Annotated in this window: 10 protein-coding genes; 8 read left to right on the top strand and 2 right to left on the bottom strand. The window is 54.1% G+C overall.

The genetic code is table 11. The features are described from left to right. The first annotated feature begins 9 nt into the window (after positions 1 to 9). The 4 genes from NST69_RS26630 to NST69_RS26615 all read left to right on the top strand — a co-directional run bounded on the left by NST69_RS26630 (position 10) and on the right by NST69_RS26615 (position 6,281). On the top strand, positions 10 to 2,472 hold the full coding sequence (locus tag NST69_RS26630) for a glycosyl hydrolase family 65 protein (RefSeq protein WP_342547546.1): 2,463 nt from the start codon (positions 10 to 12) through the stop codon (positions 2,470 to 2,472). Between the two features lie 417 nt (positions 2,473 to 2,889). Beyond that, the gene (locus NST69_RS26625; protein ID WP_342547545.1) at positions 2,890 to 4,857 is read left to right on the top strand and encodes a heavy metal translocating P-type ATPase; all 1,968 of its coding nucleotides are present in this window, start codon (positions 2,890 to 2,892) and stop codon (positions 4,855 to 4,857) included. A 162-nt stretch (positions 4,858 to 5,019) separates the two neighbouring features. Then, entirely contained in the window at positions 5,020 to 5,961 is a 942-nt protein-coding gene (trxB, locus tag NST69_RS26620) for a thioredoxin-disulfide reductase (RefSeq protein ID WP_036730365.1), read from the top strand. Between the two features lie 83 nt (positions 5,962 to 6,044). Beyond that, positions 6,045 to 6,281, top strand: a complete 237-nt coding sequence (locus tag NST69_RS26615) for a glutaredoxin family protein (RefSeq protein WP_036694922.1) — start codon at positions 6,045 to 6,047, stop codon at positions 6,279 to 6,281. A gap of 172 nt (positions 6,282 to 6,453) precedes the next feature. On the opposite strand, the gene NST69_RS26610 is transcribed toward NST69_RS26615, so the two are convergent. Together NST69_RS26610 and NST69_RS26605 are read right to left on the bottom strand one after the other, a co-directional pair. Then, positions 6,454 to 6,648, bottom strand: a complete 195-nt coding sequence (locus NST69_RS26610; protein WP_036694925.1) for a hypothetical protein — start codon at positions 6,646 to 6,648, stop codon at positions 6,454 to 6,456. A 142-nt stretch (positions 6,649 to 6,790) separates the two neighbouring features. Beyond that, a complete protein-coding gene (locus tag NST69_RS26605) occupies positions 6,791 to 7,951 on the bottom strand; it encodes an ROK family transcriptional regulator (protein WP_342547544.1) in 1,161 nt (386 codons plus the stop codon). Between the two features lie 367 nt (positions 7,952 to 8,318). On the opposite strand from NST69_RS26605, the gene xylA reads away from it, so the two are divergent. The 4 genes from xylA (at position 8,319) to NST69_RS26585 (ending at position 15,631) form a co-directional block, all read left to right on the top strand. Further along, the gene (xylA, locus tag NST69_RS26600) at positions 8,319 to 9,638 is read left to right on the top strand and encodes a xylose isomerase (RefSeq protein WP_036730361.1); all 1,320 of its coding nucleotides are present in this window, start codon (positions 8,319 to 8,321) and stop codon (positions 9,636 to 9,638) included. A 747-nt stretch (positions 9,639 to 10,385) separates the two neighbouring features. Next, complete coding sequence (gene xylB, locus NST69_RS26595; RefSeq protein WP_342547543.1) at positions 10,386 to 11,882, top strand: xylulokinase; 1,497 nt, start codon at positions 10,386 to 10,388, stop codon at positions 11,880 to 11,882. A gap of 220 nt (positions 11,883 to 12,102) precedes the next feature. Next, positions 12,103 to 13,656: a response regulator transcription factor gene (locus NST69_RS26590; protein ID WP_340957934.1), complete on the top strand. Its 1,554-nt coding sequence runs from the start codon at positions 12,103 to 12,105 to the stop codon at positions 13,654 to 13,656. 184 nt (positions 13,657 to 13,840) lie between these two features. Further along, positions 13,841 to 15,631, top strand: coding sequence for a histidine kinase (locus NST69_RS26585; RefSeq protein WP_342547542.1), 1,791 nt, complete (start codon positions 13,841 to 13,843; stop codon positions 15,629 to 15,631). The last annotated feature ends 41 nt before the right edge of the window (positions 15,632 to 15,672 follow it).

The following is a 15,672-nucleotide window of genomic DNA, read 5'->3' as shown; positions in this document are numbered from 1 at the left end:
AAAACGATAATGAATGCCAATGAACCGGTACCATCCGCATCAACTACATCATCCGTACCATCCACATCATCCGCACCACCCGCAGGCCCTCCCGGCCGCGATACAGAGCTGGACCAGTATTTCGCCTTCAATGATGACGCGAGGGAGGTAGAGTTCAAGCGGCATGATATGCCGACCCCCTGGCTGAACTATTTATCCAACGGAACCTTCCATACCATGCTGTCCCATGCGGGCGGGGGATTGGCCTTCTATAAGTCTCCGCAGATCTGGCGGATTACCCGCTACCGTTTCTTCCATCTGCCGACCGACCGCTCCGGCCCGTATATTTATTTGCAGGATGCCGGAACAGGCAGCTACTGGTGTCCCACGTATGAGCCGGCCTTCCGGAAGCCGCAGGAGTGGCGGAGCAGCCATGGCATGGGCTATACCCGCTTTGAAGCGCAGGCGGATGAGCTGGCGGTGAAGACGGTTTATTTTGTCGGGCCCTATGAGAATTCCCTGATCTGGAATCTGACGCTGACGAATAATAGCAGCAAGGTCAAGGAGCTGAACGTGTATGCCTATGCCGAATTTGGGATGATGGAATTCATGCGCGAGCTGCAATGGCAATGCTATAACAAGCATCAGGTGTCGGTGCAGTATCATGAGAAGGAAGCGCTGATCTACAAATACGGTGCGGAAAATCAGCCCAAGCCGGACGAAACTCCGCTCGTCTATATGATGTCCGATGCGCCGCTCGCCGGGTATGACGGCGACCGTGAAGAATTCATCGGCAGCTACCGCAGCGAATCCAATCCGGCTGCTATAGAACAGGGGGGCTGCACCGGCTCGGCCATTCTGGGAGGCGACCCCTGCGGCGCACTTCAGGTCCGGGTAAGGCTTGCGCCCGGTGAGACCCGCACCGTGAACTTTTTTCTCGGGACAGCCATGAACGAAGCCGAGATTGAACGGGCCATCGGCCATTCGCGGGAGGCGGATTTCGTCACCCGTTCCTATGCGGCGCTTCAGGAGAACTGGGAGCATTACCTCGGGGCCTGGAGCTGTGAGCTGCCGGATCAGGATGCGCAGCGTATGCTCAACACCTGGAATCCGTACCAGTCGCAGCGGAATTTCCTTTTCTCGCGCAATATTTCGTACTATGCCACCGGCACCTTCCGGGGCGTAGGCTACCGGGATACCGCTCAGGATATTCTGGCAGTCGTACCGTACGATCCCGAAGCAGCCAAGGATAAAGTCCGCCTGCTCCTGGGACAGCAGTATCAGGACGGGCATGTGAATCATTACTTTTTCCCGAATGAGGGCTGGGACCCGGTCACCAGCATCCATTCGGATGATCACCTGTGGACGGCGCTGGCCGTTTGGGACATTCTTGCCGAGACCGGAGACGCGGCATTCCTTCAGGAAAATATTCCGTTCTATGATGGCGGTGAAGCGCCGCTCTATGATCATTTGAAACGGGCGGTGGACTTCACCGTCTCCCGGCTGGGGCCGAACGGCTTCCCGCTGATGCTGCGCTCGGACTGGAATGACCAGCTTTTTCGCGTATGCCGTGAGGGCAGGGGGGAGAGCATCTGGACAGCAATGCAGTTCGGGACGGTGCTGCTGCGTATGAAGGATCTGGCGGCGGCTTCCGGTTACCCGGAGCATGCGGCGTACTATGACCGGCTCTACGGGGAGCAGAAGTCGCTCGTGAACACGCTGGGCTGGGACGGGAAGTGGTTCCGGCGGGCGGTGATGGATGACGGGCGGTATCTGGGTACCGCTGAGCATGAGGAGGCCCAGATCTGGCTCAACGCCCAGACTTGGGCGACCCTGTCCGGGATGGCCGAGTCTGACAAGGGACTGAAGGCTATGGACAGTGTGCGCGATATTCTCGATACAGAGCTGGGTATCAAAAAACTGCATCCGTCCATCACCACCTTCCCCGATCCCGCCGATCCGTTAACCAACTATAACAAAGGAACCGGAGAGAACGGGGCCGTCTTCTGCCACGCCAATACCTGGGCCATTATTGCGGAGTGCATGCTGGGCAGAGGGGATCAGGCGTACAAATATTACCGCCAGCTGATCCCGAACATCGCCATGGGGCAAGCCGGAATCTGGCGCTACAAGGCAGAACCGTATGTCTATGCCTCGAACCTGTTCGGGCCAGAGTCCGACCGCTTCGGTCTGGCGAATGTATCCTGGCTGACCGGGACGGCTGCGTGGATGTATGTAGCTGCTACACAGTACATTATGGGCATCAAGCCGGTGCTGGCCGGACTGTCCATTAACCCGTGCATCCCGTCTGCCTGGGAGGGCTTCTCGGTCACCCGGCGGTTCCGTGGCTGCGAGTATGAGATTACCGTGAAGAACAACAGCCATGTCTGCTCAGGCGTCCAAGAAATCCGGGTGGACGGCGAGCGTCTCGAAGGAACAGTCATTCCCGCATATCCGCACAAGCAATCAGTGAAAGTGGAGGTCATATTATAACGATAGGCTTTCTGTATAGACAGAGTGTCTAAGTTAGATTCAGAGTATATAAGCAGTGTATAAAAAGTGTCCCGCTAACGGCTGTAGCAGCGCCCCGGCGGGACTTTTTGTTAGTGTTCAACGACAGCCGGTTGATGCAACCCCCTCTTTCCCAAAAATCAGGCTTGCCCCCGGGTTTACTTTTACGCCTGGCGTGGTATAGTATAGTTATAAGTTGCACGAAGGAAATATAGTTGCTCTATTGCAACAATGATTATCATTCTCATTTATCTCTCAGTCATTATCCTCAACTACCATACCCATTCAACATGCTGTCCCGGCGATGCCGGGGCAGCATGTGTCATTTTAAGGGTGTTAATAATGGCTCTCATTCTCAAGTGTGCGCTTAACCAAAACCATTCAGGAAGGTGATTGTTCATGCAAGCAACCTCGAAATCAATGCCCAAATCCATAGCGCGTCAAGGAGGGGCGCAGCAGCCCCGCACTCCGGGACCGCGCCGCTTCGATCCGCTGGCGATGCTCAGCAACTCCGAAATGCAGGCCGCTCTGGGAAGCGGGCTGATTATGCTCATAGCCTGGGCCACCAGCGGCTGGTCGGAGGTCTTATCCGTCATCCTCTATGTGATCTCTTACACGCTGGGCGGCTGGATGAAGGCGAAGGAGGGCGTGGAGACGCTGGTCAAGGAACGTGACCTGGATGTCAACCTGCTGATGATCGCTGCAGCGCTGGGTGCCGCCTCCATCGGCTACTGGAATGAAGGGGCGATGCTGATCTTCATCTTTGCCCTAAGTGGAGCACTGGAGAGCTACACGATGGAGCGCAGCAAAAAGGACATCTCCGCTCTGCTGGCCCTCAAGCCTGCCACTGCGGTCCGGATTGAGCAGGGGGCGATGAGTGAGGTAACGATTGATGAGCTCATGCTCGGAGATCTGCTGCTGATCCGTCCGGGTGAGCTGGTTCCCGCTGACGGCAAGGTATGCCGGGGGGAATCCTCTGTGAATCAGGCTTCCATCACGGGAGAATCGCTTCCCGTAGACAAAGCTGCCGGCAGTGAAGTATTCGCCGGTACCGTCAATGGAGAAGGCCCCCTCTATATAGAAGTGACGAAGACGGCCGAGAATACGCTGTTCGCCAAAATCATCCGCATGGTCGAAGAGGCTGAGAATGAGGTGCCGGATTCGCAGCGTTTTATCAAACGGCTTGAATCCGTATATGCCCGAGTTGTCGTGGCTGCCACGGTCCTGCTGATCACCTTGCCGCCGTTTGTGCTGGACTGGAGCTGGAGCAATACGTTCTACAAGGCAATGGTGTTCCTGGTCGTGGCTTCCCCGTGTGCGCTGGTATCGTCCATCATGCCCGCCATGCTGTCGGCCATCTCCAAGAGCGCCCGCAAAGGCATCCTGTTCAAAGGCGGGGTACATCTGGAGAATATGGCGCGGACCTCGGTCGTTGCTTTTGACAAAACGGGTACCCTGACGGAAGGCATCCCGCAGGTCACGGACTTCATCGCCGGAGAAGGCTATGTGCGGGAAGAGCTGCTGGCCGTGAGCGCCTCTATTGAGAAGCTGTCGGGGCATCCGCTGGCAGAGGCCATTGTCGCGCTGGCGGAAGCGGAACAGATCGGACTGCGGGATATTGAAGAGAGCCAGTCGGTCACCGGCTGGGGAATTGAAGGCGTCATCGACGGCCAGCTGTGGCGGATCGGCAAGTCGAATCTGCTGGATGAAGCGGAAGGGGCGGCTGCCGGGGGGGATACGGACAATTGGAAGGCTCTGCGCAGCAGGCTGGAACAGGAAGGCAAAACGGTATCGCTGATCCTTGCCGGAGAGACGATCGCCGGAATGATTGCCCTGCGGGACACCGTTCGCCCCCAGGCGGCGGCTGCCGTGCGCAAGCTGCATGATCTGGGGATCAAGGTAGCGATGCTGACCGGTGACCGCGAGGCTACAGCCCGTGTCATTGCGGGTGAGAGCGGCGTCGATCTCGTGTTCGCCGGGCTTTTGCCGGAAGATAAGGTATCACACATCAAAGCGCTGCGGGAGCAATACGGGCATGTCATCATGGTAGGCGATGGGGTGAATGATGCGCCTGCGCTCGCTACCGCAACGGTTGGCATGGGCATGGGGATGAAGGGCAGCGGGGCTGCCCTGGAGATTGCTGATGTGGTGCTGATGAATGACAACATTGAGGAGATTGCCGGGACGATTGCCCTGGCGCGCCGGACACAGCGGATTGTGAAGCAGAATATGATTTTTGCGGTAACGGTCATTGCCACCTTGATGATCAGCAACTTTGTGCAGGGGATTGCGCTGCCGTTCGGGGTGGTCGGGCATGAGGGAAGTACGATTCTCGTCATCCTTAACGGCCTGCGTCTTTTGCGATAACACTTTAGATTGCTTAAAATTGAATTGTTCACAAAATGGAGCGTTTACAACGGGTCTGGCATATTGACAACTCCCCTTGAGGTGATCATAATAAATACTAGATTATAATTATTTTAAATAAGGAATGGCGTCTTTTCCGTCCATCTCAAGGGGGATATCATCATGTACAAATCAATTATTGTCGGTACTGGACCGGCCGGATTGACAGCTGCTATATATTTGGCCCGTGCGAACCTGAACCCGCTCGTTATCGAAGGTCCGCAGCCAGGCGGACAGCTTACAACTACAACGGAGATCGAGAACTTCCCGGGATTCCCGGAAGGCATTCTGGGTCCCGATCTGATGGATAATATGCGCAAGCAGGCTGAGCGATTCGGCGCACAGTTCGTGACCGGCTGGGTGAACAGCGTGGAGCTGGGCGACCGTCCGTTCAAGCTTAACGTGGAGGGTATGGGCACACTGATTACGGATACGCTGATTATCTCCACGGGTGCCACAGCCAAGTATCTCGGAATTCCCGGGGAACAGGATAATATTGGCCGCGGGGTCAGCACTTGTGCTACCTGTGACGGATTTTTCTTCCGCGGCAAAGAGATCGTGGTGGTCGGCGGCGGCGATTCCGCGCTTGAAGAAGCGGGCTTCCTGACACGTTTTGCATCCAAGGTAACCCTGGTGCACCGCCGCGAAGAGCTGCGGGCCTCGAAGATTATGCAGGACCGTGTCCGCGATAACGCCAAAGTGACCTGGGGACTGAACCGTACCCCTGTTGAAGTGATTGCCGAAGACAAGGGTGTAACTGGCTTGAAGGTGATCAACAACGAGACTGGCGAAGAAGAGTTCATTGAAGCCAGCGGGGTATTCGTGGCGGTTGGCCATCATCCGAATACGGCATTCCTGGGCGGACAGATCACTACGGATGCCAACGGTTATATCGTATCGAATCCCGGCACCTCCGAGACGAACATTCCCGGTGTATTCGCCTGCGGCGACGTGCAGGATACCCGTTACAGACAGGCCATTACGGCTGCGGGCAGCGGCTGTATGGCGGCTATGGATGCCGAGAAATATATCGAGAGCCTGGAGCACAGCGCAGTAATTATGTAAGTCTGGCAGTTGGAGAAGCAGGGATTCCGGTGCTACAATAGAGCTCAGAGTCTAATACTTAGATACGAGGAGGAAATCATACTATGGAGAATGTAATTGTGTACACATCGACGAATTGCCCGCATTGCCGTCAGGTGAAAAGCTTCCTGAGCGATAAAGGGGTAGCGTACGAAGAACGCAACATCGAGCAGAATGAAGAGTATGCCCAGCAGGTGTGGGATATGGGCATGAGAGCTGTGCCGATTACGGTGATCGGGGATATGAAGATCGTCGGTATGAACAAGACCAAGTTCGACAAGGCTTTGGCTGCGACGGAATAATAGCCGGCAGTCCTGAAATATATAGAGCCGCTTCCCTTTGGGAGGCGGCTTTTTGCGTGCGGCGGCGGAAAAACAACATTTAAATCTGCCCATTAATCTGCTTTAACGAATATGAACAATCTTAAATGCTGCTTCTCCACTTGCTTACGTCATTTCTGTCTGCTTGCAGACCTCAGGTAAGAGACATGAACATCTGAAAGACAGCATAGACGGCAATGCCGCTTGCGATAAGGAGGAATCCCGATTTCTTCCGCGACTGGAACAGACGCAGGACACCGAGGCTGACGAGCGGAGCAATGATGAGCAGCAGCAGCAGCACTGCGATGAACATCTTCGCCGAAATATCAGACGTATCAACATAAGTCATGGATTCTCTCTCCATTTCAGAAAAAGGGGTGTGGTGACAAATGTCACACGAGTATCCTTATTATATAGGATAGCCACTCCTTATAGAGCAGGAAATGCAGAAAAAAATGCGGCGATTTTAAGAAATATAAGAATTTAAGGGTCTATAGAGTGACGCGGATGTTGCCCAGAAAATGCATCACCGCTGAAAAACCCGCTCCAATCATGGTTCCCCGGCTTCCCAGCCTGGAGAAGGTGATTTCGAGCTGCTGCTTGTGGTAGGGGAGGGTACGCTCAGCTACCACCCGGCGCAGCGGCTCGCCGAGCCACGGCTCCGCCTCCGATAGAGCGCCGCCGATCACGATCAGCTCTGGGTTGAAGCTGTTGATCAGATTGGTAACTCCGATCCCCAGATACTCTCCAATGGAGTTGAAATGGCTTAGCGTATCGGGCTGCCCCTCAAGCGCATACTTGACCAGTCCGGTCGTTGTGCGGGCCGGGAGGGAGAGGCCGGGGTTATCATAGGTTTTCTCGGAGGCGTACAGCTCCCAGCAGCCCCGGCTGCCGCAGCTGCAAGGCTTGCCTTCCGCTTCAATCGTCATATGTCCGGTCTCACCCGCATAGCCGCGCGCGCCCTTGTACAACTCTCCGCCGATAATAATCCCCGACCCGATCCCCGAGCCGGCGCTGATATACAGCAGATGGCGCACATCGCGGGCCGCCCCGAAGTTCAGCTCACCCTGAGCCCCTGCGTTGGCCTCATTATCAATGGTGACCGGCACCGCGAAGGCGCTTTCCAGAATCGAACGCAGGTCTACCATCTCCCAGCCCAGGTTGGGCGCGAACAGGACAACGCCGTGCTCATCGACCATTCCCGGGACGCCGACACCAATGCCGACGAGTCCATAATGTGAAGGCGGGGCCGTAGCGACTAGCTCCGAAATCATCTGCTGCATCTGCCCGAGCACATAAGGGAAGTCGTGGTTCTCCAGCACACTGTCCCGTTCATGAAGAATGCCGCCCCCCAGGTTGCAGAGTACGGCCTTAAGCTGTTTCACGCGCAGCTCGATCCCGATCACACTTCCCGCCATTTCGTTAAAATGCAGCATCAGCGGCTTACGCCCGCCGCTGGATTCTCCGGGTCCAGCCTCGGTTACGAGCTGCTGCCCGCATAGCTCGGCTACCAGATTGGAGACGGTAGCTTTATTCAATCCTGTCACCTCGGACACCTTGGCCCGTGAGATGGGGGAATGCATACGGATGGTATGTAAAATAATCGATTTGTTTATTTTTTTGACCAGCGCCTGATCACCGGTAACTTTCAAGCAGCACACTTCCTTTTACAATATAAGAATTTATCAGAATAGAACCGAGTAGATTACTGGGCCCTTGCACAGGCGGGAAGAGGGTGGCTGTGAAGACGCTCTCCGCTGCGCGGGTATGCCCCCTAGTCTAGAATGAAGAGCGTAAAAATGCAACTATATCCGTTGGAGCTGGACGGTCCGAACGTTACATATTTTTAAATAACTGGAACTTATGAAGGTGAATATAAGCTCCGGTAGACACGCGAAACAGCGGGAAAAATAAAAATAAAAAAACTTTGTTTAACCAATATACAAAGTCAAAGAGATGTGTTAAGATGATGCTGTAAACGCTTGCGGGCGAAGCAAAATATCGAGGAGGATTTTACAAATGGCTTATTTTGAAACAGTGAGCAAGATCTCTTACGAGGGAAGCCGTTCCACCAACCCTTATGCATTCAAATTCTACAATCCTACAGAAATCGTAGCCGGCAAAACAATGGAAGAACACCTGAAATTTGCAATGGCTTACTGGCATACATTAACAGCTGGCGGTTCCGACCCGTTCGGCGCTGAAACTGCAGTCCGCGCTTGGGACAAACTGAGCACGCTGGACAAGGCTAAGGCCCGTGCAGAAGCAGCATTCGAATTCATGGAGAAGATGGACCTGCAGTACTACTGCTTCCATGATGTGGACATCGCTCCTGAAGGCGCGTCCCTGCGTGAATTCTACAGCAACATCGATACGATCGTAGACATCCTTGAACAAGGCATGAAGGCTTCCGGCAAAAAACTGCTGTGGAACACTGCCAACATGTTCACCAACCCGCGCTACATGCACGGTGCAGGCTCCACCTGCAACGCTGACGTATTCGCACACGCTGCTGCACAAGTGAAGAAAGGTCTGGAAGTGGGTAAACGTCTGGGCGCTGACAACTATGTATTCTGGGGCGGCCGTGAAGGTTATGAGACACTGCTGAACACCAACATGCAGCTTGAGCAAGACAACATTGCCCGCCTGTTCAGCATGGCTGTGGATTATGCGAAGGAAATCGGCTTCGACGGCCAGTTCCTGATTGAGCCTAAGCCGAAAGAGCCTACCAAGCACCAGTATGACTTCGATGCAGCAACCTGCATCGCATTCCTGCAGAAGTATAACCTGGATAAGCACTTCAAGCTGAACCTTGAAGCGAACCATGCTACACTCGCTGGCCACACCTTCGAGCATGAACTGCATGTAGCCCGTATCAACGGCATGCTGGGATCACTCGATGCGAACCAGGGCGATCCATTGCTCGGCTGGGATACAGATGAATTCCCTGCAAGCATCTACGATGCTACACTGACGCTGTATGAAGTACTGAAGAACGATGGTCTGGGCAAAGGCGGAATCAACTTTGACTCCAAAGTACGCCGTCCTTCCTTCGAGCCTGAGGATCTGTTCCTGGCACACATCTCCGGTATGGACGTATACGCTAAGGGCCTGAAGGTAGCTGCTAAGCTGCTGGAAGACGGCGTATTCGAGAACTTCATCGCTGAGCGTTACAGCAGCTTCAACGAAGGCGTTGGCGCTGACATCGTATCCGGCAAAGCGACACTGGCTTCGCTGGCTGACTACGCGCTGAACAATGAGAGCCCGCGTCCGAACAAATCCGGACGTCAGGAACTGCTGAGAGCTACACTTAACCAGTACATCCTGACTGCTGAGTAAGACGCTGCCGAATTTACGGGATTGCCCGCAGATTCATTAGAGAAGACACGCAACGGGGGTTGCTGAAGAGAGCATTCTTCGGCAGCCCCTTTTTTAATACTGGAAATGCATTTTATACAACTAAATCATCTTATGTACCGCCGAATATCCGTTTAGTTGTAATTCATACAATTAAACTGCCTCCGTACCCGGGTTTTCGCCTATTCGGGCAGATTTAGTTGTACAAAGTACAGTTAGAAGAGGAGAACCTTTCTTTTCACTCTATTTAGATGTACAGAATACAACTATCACCGATTGGTTCGGTTCAAACGCATCTTCATACATTACCTTGTTTATTGAATAAATTCACTTGTTTAGCTCTGATGCTCTACTAGGACTGTGTGAGTGTATTTTGTGCAGTAGAATGCTCTAATTTGGCTGGAAAATAGCATTCTGCTGTATTCCGTACAACAGATATTTGAGGATACCGTACAAAACAGCCTTTTCATGGAATTCTAGTGTACAAAGTGCAATTGCCTACGATTTTCGGCCGATTTAACGAGAATCTATTGCAGGAAATACAATCGCGGCCGCATCTTCAGTGGATTGAAACCGTTGGAACGGCTGATGCTTACGATGCGAGTTTTGCTTGAAGAGAATACAGGATGCGGAACCCCGCAAAACTTAAGATTATGCTTACGAAGCGAGTTATATTGCGGAGATGTTCCAAGAGAAGTAATGCTTCATATAACTTTTAGGAGGATAACTATGAAATATGTAATTGGTGTCGATCTTGGAACCAGTGCGGTAAAGACTGTACTGGTAGATCCTCAGGGCAAGGTGGCTTTCGAGCACTCTGAAGCGTATCCGCTCAGCAGACCCCAGCCGAACTGGAGTGAGCAGAATCCGGAGGATTGGGTGAAGGGAACCATCGCCAGTCTGAAGCGTCTGATGGAAGTATCGGGTGCAGAGCCTGGACAGATCGACGGTATCAGCTTCTCCGGCCAGATGCACGGGCTTGTGCTCGTTGACGGCGAAGGCAAGGCGCTGCGTCCCGCCATTCTATGGAATGATACACGTACGACTGCGGAATGCCGCAAGATTGAGAAGAAGCTCGGCAGCAAGCTGATCGATATCGCCCGCAACCGCGCGCTCGAAGGCTTCACGCTTCCAAAGATTTTGTGGGTCCAGGAGCATGAGCCTGAGGTGCTCGCGAAGGCTGAATTGTTCCTGCTGCCGAAGGATTATGTGCGCTACCACCTGACAGGTGACTATGCTATGGATTACTCCGACGCCGCCGGAACCCTGCTGCTCGACGTTGGCGCGAAGCAGTGGAGTGCAGAGATTGCCGGAGCGTTCGATCTGCCGGTCTCCCTCTGCCCGAGACTCGTGGAATCCTTCGAGCAGACCGGAACCCTGCTTCCGGCAGTTGCCGAAGCCTCCGGCCTGCTTCCTACCACCAAGGTGTTCGCCGGCGGGGCAGACAATGCCTGCGGCGCACTGGGTGCCGGCATTCTGGGTGAAGGCCGGACGATGTGCAGCATCGGGACTTCCGGTGTGGTATTGTCCTACGAGAGCAACAAGGATCTTAACCTCGAAGGCAAGGTGCATTTCTTCAATCACAGTGAGAAGGATGCCTTCTATATCATGGGTGTTACCTTGGCAGCAGGACACAGCCTGACCTGGTTCAAGGAGACCTTTGCGGCAGACAAGAGCTTCGACGAATTGTTGCAGGGAGTGAACGAAATCCCGGCTGGCAGCAGCGGTCTCTTGTTCACCCCTTACATCAGCGGGGAACGCACCCCGCACCCGGATGCGAGCATCCGCGGCAGCTTCATCGGTATGGATTCCGGACATACCCTGTCCCACTTTACCCGGGCTGTGCTGGAAGGCATCACGTTCTCGCTGCGTGAATCGATTGAGATTGTGCGTGAATCCGGCAAAGAGATTACCGAGGTCGTGGCGATCGGCGGCGGGGCCAAGAATGAAGCCTGGCTGCAGATGCAGGCTGATATCTTCGGCGCTACGATCATCAAGCTGGAGAGCGAGCAGGGTCCGGCTATGGGCGCAGCTATGCTGGCAGCCTATGGCGCAGGCTGGTTCGAGTCCCTAGGTGCATGTGCGGAAGCCTTCATCCGTCCGGCAGAGACCTATACCCCTAATGCAGATCAGGCGGCGCTATATGACGGGATCTTCGCTTTGTATCAGGATGTATACGGCCAGACCCGCGAACTGAATGAGAAGCTGGCTTCTTACCGTAAATAGAATATCCGCACGGAATGACTGCCATCCTGTAAAGGGTGGCAGCTTGTTTTCTTTAGGGTATAAGATCTATATAAGAAGACTATCTGGTGACAACAGCGGCCGGAAGTCCAAATGTTCACCGCAGTGACGACACTGCTTCAAGTACAATTTTAAGTGTTCCTTATTTAGTAAGATAAATTCCGGCTCGGAAGCTCGAGTACGGCATGAAGGGAGGCCCCAATTGATCAAAGTACTGATTGTGGATGATGAGCCCAAGCTGAGGGAAGGGATGCGCACCTTGATTCCCTGGGAGGAAGAGGGGTATACCGTGGTGGCGACAGCGGCTAACGGTTATGAAGCGCTGGACAAATTCCGTGAGCTGCAACCTGGACTTGTGATGGCGGATATCCGTATGCCGGGAATGACCGGACTGGAATTAATCGCTGAGCTGCGCAAGGAAAGTCCGGGCTGCCATGTGCTGATTCTGAGCGGCTATGCCGATTTTGAATATGCGAAGCAGGCTATTTCCTATCATATTGACGGATATTTACTCAAGCCGGTGGATGAGGAGGAGCTGATCAGCTATCTGCAGGAGCTGCGGGAGAAGATCAGCCTGGAGGAACGGATCAACGAATGGCAGGCTCTGGAGCCGGCAAGAACTACCGAGGTGCTGGTGCGGGAGCTGCTGCAGTCGAATTCGAAGGAAGGCGGGGAAGCCGCGGCTGAACTGGGCCTCACTGACAGCAGCTGCGAAGTGGTGCTGCTGGAATTGAAAGGGCTTAACAAGGGTGAGGATGCCCGCGAAGATGTGGTGAAGCGGCTGATGGAGCGGCATTGGCAGGAGCAGGAGGGGCACGGCTTCTTCTTCACCCTTCCCCCGTACATGGGAATTCTGCTGAAGGAGCCGCTCCCGGATGAACGCGCCCGGGCGGCGCTCTGGCAGGAGCTGCACCACCTGATCTCGAAGGAGGGGCTGGAGTTCGTGGCCGCAGCGGGCGGAGCAGCTGTCCGGCCGGAAGAGGCCGGAGAGTCCTTCGGGGCTGCGCGCGCCCGGCTGGAGGATGCCTTCTTCGGGCAGAAGAACACACTGCTCTGTGGAATGCCGGACCTGTGGGAGGAGCCTGCACAAGGCGCGGTTGAACCGGAGGAGGAGCTGGACCCCGAGCGTGATATCGAGGTGCAGCTGCTGCTGGCAGTAGAGGCTGGCAGTAGCGAGGTAGCCAGGGAGCTTACGCTGCAGATTATCCGCAAGCTCGTGCATACCCAGCGGGACGAGACCTATATCAAGGACCAGCTGCTGCGGATTGTCAGCAGCACGATTGCCCGGCTGGAGGCAGCGAGTCCCGAGCTGCGCCCGCTGATTGCCGGACAAGCCTCGCCGATGGGCGAGGTCTACAGCAGCAGATACCTGCATGATGCAGAGCGGCTGGTGTCGGGCTATATGGAGCAGCTCTCCAGGCTGACGGGCAGCGGAAGCGGACGCGGCGATGAGATTAAGCGGATCACGGATCTGATCCAGCGCCGGTATAAGGAGAATTTGAAGCTGGGCACACTTGCGGAGATTTTTAACTACAATAGCGCCTACTTGGGTAAAATGTTCAAGAACCAGGTGGGCGAGCACTTCAACACATATCTGGATAAGGTGCGGATCGAGAAGGCCAAGCAGCTGCTGACCCAGGGCATGAAGGTCTATGAGGTGGCCGAGCAGGTCGGGTACATGAACTCCGATTATTTCAATGCCAAATTCCGCAAATATGTCGGCGTCTCCCCAAGCGCATACCGCAAGGAGAACTAGACTTAAGGCATTTAACGAAAAGCAAAAAGAGGTGGAGGGGAAATTTGGAACTGTAGGTCGCGGTTAGCTTGCAGAGATTCAGGTATGAGGCTTATGATATACAGGCTGTTCCCCTTCTTGCAGAAGATCCGGGAGCAGCCTGTTTGTATAGAGAGGGGAGATTGATATCAAGAAGCTGGTGCGGATGGTCAATAACATGAAGCTGAAATACAAGCTGATCTTCTTTTATATCATAGTGGTGATGATTCCTGTGCTGATTGCAGGGGTGATTCTGACGAATTATTTTCGGGAGGGAGCCTTGAACAGAGCGATTGATCAGGCCACCAACAACGTAGAAAAGATCAAAAGCCAGTTGTACAGCAAGCTGCGTGTCCCTACAGATATTTCGAATCTGCTCTATTTCGATGAGGATCTGGAGCGGCTGGTCAATACGCATTATCCGAGTATTCTGGAGCTGACCAAGGCTTATCTGAATTATACCGACCTCAAGGAATATGTGCTGCGGTACCGGGAAATCTCCAATATCCGCTTTTTCATCGATAATCCCACACTGGTGGACGATATGTCCATCGCGCCGGTAACGCCGGAGATCCGTACGAGAAACTGGTATACACAGGCTATGCAGAACAATCAGATCTACTGGATGTATATCCACGACAAGGATCCTTATATCAACAGCCCCAAAGGAACCATCAACAAGCTGAGTCTGATCCGCCAGGTTCCCTACCCTGAATACAGCAAGTCAGGAATTCTGATGGTGCAGGTGAATCAGGATGAGCTGAACCAGATGCTGCACCAGGAGCCGTTCGAGACGATCATTATCGATGAGCAGGGCTATATTGTATCCGCCAAAAATCCGCAGCTGGTGGGCAGCACGGTGGATGCTTTTGATATAGGGATTGATGTGCAAGCGCAGTCCAAGGGCGTGTTCACAACGCAGGTGAAGGACAAGGATTCCTACGTTATCATCGATGAGATGATCCCTGAGCTGAGTGTCAGCAGGCTGAAGATTATCTCGGTATTTGAGACTAAAAGCATTCTTAGCGATGCTAATAAGGTGAGTCAGCTGGGCCTGTTTATCGTAATCGGGGTGCTGCTGGTTGCGCTTGTACTGGTCTATACTATCTCGCTGCTGACGAGCAACCGTCTGCTGCGGCTGAGCCGCCAGCTCAATCAAGTCGCCCTCGGGAACCTGAACATCGTCTCCCACATTGATGGAACAGACGAGATCGGCCAGCTGTCGCGCCAGTTCAACTACATGGTAGCCAGCATCAACCAGCTGATTACCCAGGTGATAGAGAGCAATGAGAAGAACAGTACGCTGGAGATCGCGCAGCGGGAGATTAAGCTGAAGATGATGGCCAGCCAGATTCATCCGCATTTTCTGTTCAACGCGCTGGAGTCGATCCGGATGAACGCCCATCTGCGGGGAGAGAAGGAGATCGCCAATATTGTCCGGCTGCTGGGCAAGCTGATGCGCAAGAACCTGGAAGTAGGCAGGGAACGGGCGCCGATCAAGGAAGAAGTTGAGATGATCCGCTCCTATCTGGAGATTCAGAAGTTCCGGTACGAGGACAGGCTGGAGTATGAGATTGCCTTCGATCCCGCCGCCGCTGAGGTGATGATTCCGCCGCTGATTATCCAGCCGCTGGTGGAGAATTCCGTCGTTCACGGTCTGGAGAACAAGGAAGGGACGGTGCATGTCAGCATCGCCGTCACTCTCACGGAGAATCAGGAGATTCAGGTGATTGTAATGGATGACGGGATCGGCATGAAGGAAGGACGGCTGGCCGAGATTATGGAGGTCATTACCAAGGCGGAGGAAGAGGACCAGGGCCGGATCGGGCTGCGCAATGTGCAGCAAAGGCTGACTCTGTATTACGGAGCGGAGCACGGGCTGAACATCTCAAGCCGGGAGGGAGAGGGGACCCGGATTACATTTTCAATCCCTAAGGACAGTGGTTTGAAGGCTTAAGGGGATACAGGCGGGGAGAATGTCTAATTTCTATAGGTTTT

Source organism: Paenibacillus sp. FSL P2-0089 (assembly GCF_038595095.1).
Lineage (GTDB): Bacteria > Bacillota > Bacilli > Paenibacillales > Paenibacillaceae > Paenibacillus_AQ > Paenibacillus_AQ silagei.
This window is presented reverse-complemented; position numbering and strand designations above follow the sequence as displayed.

What these genes read in the sequence shown, in the direction of transcription:
- NST69_RS26630 (WP_342547546.1), top strand. Translation starts at nt 10, where the DNA reads ATGAATGCCAATGAACCGGTACCATCCGCATCAACTACATCATCCGTA.
- NST69_RS26625 (WP_342547545.1), top strand. Translation starts at nt 2,890, where the DNA reads ATGCAAGCAACCTCGAAATCAATGCCCAAATCCATAGCGCGTCAAGGA.
- trxB (WP_036730365.1), top strand. Translation starts at nt 5,020, where the DNA reads ATGTACAAATCAATTATTGTCGGTACTGGACCGGCCGGATTGACAGCT.
- NST69_RS26615 (WP_036694922.1), top strand. Translation starts at nt 6,045, where the DNA reads ATGGAGAATGTAATTGTGTACACATCGACGAATTGCCCGCATTGCCGT.
- NST69_RS26610 (WP_036694925.1), bottom strand. Translation starts at nt 6,648, where the DNA reads ATGACTTATGTTGATACGTCTGATATTTCGGCGAAGATGTTCATCGCA.
- xylA (WP_036730361.1), top strand. Translation starts at nt 8,319, where the DNA reads ATGGCTTATTTTGAAACAGTGAGCAAGATCTCTTACGAGGGAAGCCGT.
- xylB (WP_342547543.1), top strand. Translation starts at nt 10,386, where the DNA reads ATGAAATATGTAATTGGTGTCGATCTTGGAACCAGTGCGGTAAAGACT.
- NST69_RS26585 (WP_342547542.1), top strand. Translation starts at nt 13,841, where the DNA reads ATGGTCAATAACATGAAGCTGAAATACAAGCTGATCTTCTTTTATATC.